2 protein-coding genes are annotated in these 1,573 nt (G+C 35.5%); one reads left to right on the top strand and one right to left on the bottom strand.

Going from position 1 to position 1,573, the window contains the following annotated elements:
* The coding region (locus tag CQA44_RS11995; RefSeq protein WP_258865046.1) for a DUF4149 domain-containing protein at positions 1-538 on the top strand (538 nt) is incomplete at its 5' end.
* A 481-nt stretch (positions 539-1,019) separates the two neighbouring features.
* On the opposite strand, the gene truD is transcribed toward CQA44_RS11995, so the two are convergent.
* On the bottom strand, positions 1,020-1,573 hold a 554-nt coding region (gene truD / locus CQA44_RS11990), incomplete at its 5' end, for a tRNA pseudouridine(13) synthase TruD (protein ID WP_115547419.1).

Below are 1,573 nucleotides of genomic sequence, written 5' to 3'. Positions count from 1 at the left end.
GGATAACACTGTGACCAAAAACACTCACCATATCATTAACCATCAAACTACACATAACCCTATGCAAAGAGCAATACGCATTATGGATTCTCTCTATCTCTTGTTTTTAAGTATAGGCATTGGAGGGATTATTGCATGTGGTGCTTTTGCTGCGCCTATTATCTTTCATGCGCAAGACTTTATCTCACAGGAAGTCGCTAATCTTTTTACTAATACCGATAGCGGACAAATTATGGGGCAAATTTTTTTGCGATTGAATGGATATTTGCTGATTCTCTTAGTGATTATTGTGGTGTATGAACTACTAAGCTTAAAATTCAATCCTAATTATTCTAAAGTATGGCTAATTCTAGGGCTTATTAGCGCAGTTTGTATTGTGTTATTTGCATGGTATTATACCCCTTTTATTCTGAATAAAGAAAATTTGCAAAGCGATAATTTTCATTCCATGCACGAACAAAGCGTATGGGTTTTCAAAATACTGACGATGAGTTTAAGCATATTGCTTGTATGGCGTGGATATAAGCTGCATAGTTGAGAGAACACAAACAACTGCATGCAACACATTCCTGTATTAAAAACTCATACACTTAACATTTATCCAGACACTCATTTTTTGCCTTATAATTGCAAACCCTGCACACATAGCCTATTAAGGATTACTTTACTTGCTTTGCCAAAGATTCAATGTCCTAGTATAAATATAGGCAATATATAGCCCTCACAATGCCCTTCATGATTGATTTGATAGCACCCTTACCCTCAACAAGCTATGTTGATTCATTGCTCCTTACAAGAGAGTAAAATTTCCATGAATCTTATCTCATAAGTTGCGTTATTGTATTAGAAAAATTGTATTAGAAAACAATGACACAAACTCCCGATTCTGCTGCAATCTCGCACGAATTAAATAAAGACTCTAATAATATTTGCGACAACATGAACATTAACCCAATGAATTGGTCTTATGTTGTAAGATATTTTCCTCAAAGCCTATTTCAGCACTTTGTTTTTCAAGCCTATTTATGAGCTTTAGAATTTTCTAAAGATTCTGTATAGTGATTTCGTGGATAAAGAGGGGCATTCTTAATGTATTCCAAAAGGCTTGTTGCGTATGAGCCGCTTGGTAATTCAAATTCTAAAATAGCTTGTGCTTTTTGCGCAATATAGGATATTTGCATATTTTTTGGATACACCCACGCATAACGTCTCGTGCCTTGCGCATAAATATGACGGGCAAAATGAGATTCTATCACCCCTGCGTACTTTTTTGCTAGGTAAGTTTTCATACCCTTACCACCCACACCTTGAGATTGTGTATTATTTTGGGATTGTAAATGTGAATAATTGGCACAATCTAACCCACTTAGTAATCCTGTAATGGCTATTTGCGCCTGCTCTAAGCGCGCTATATCATTGAGAAATTGTGGATTTATGAGAGAATCCGTATTATTAGAATTTCTGTTTTCACAAACATGGTTTAATGATTGTGTTTGCTGCATGACTTCTCCAAGGAAAAAAAGTTTGCCAAATGGATAATGCTTGCAAACATCTCCTACAAGTGGTATAAGTT

The organism is Helicobacter sp. MIT 14-3879 (assembly GCF_003364125.1).
The sequence above is the reverse complement of the archived record's forward strand: the minus strand, read 5'-3'. Positions and strand labels throughout refer to the sequence as shown.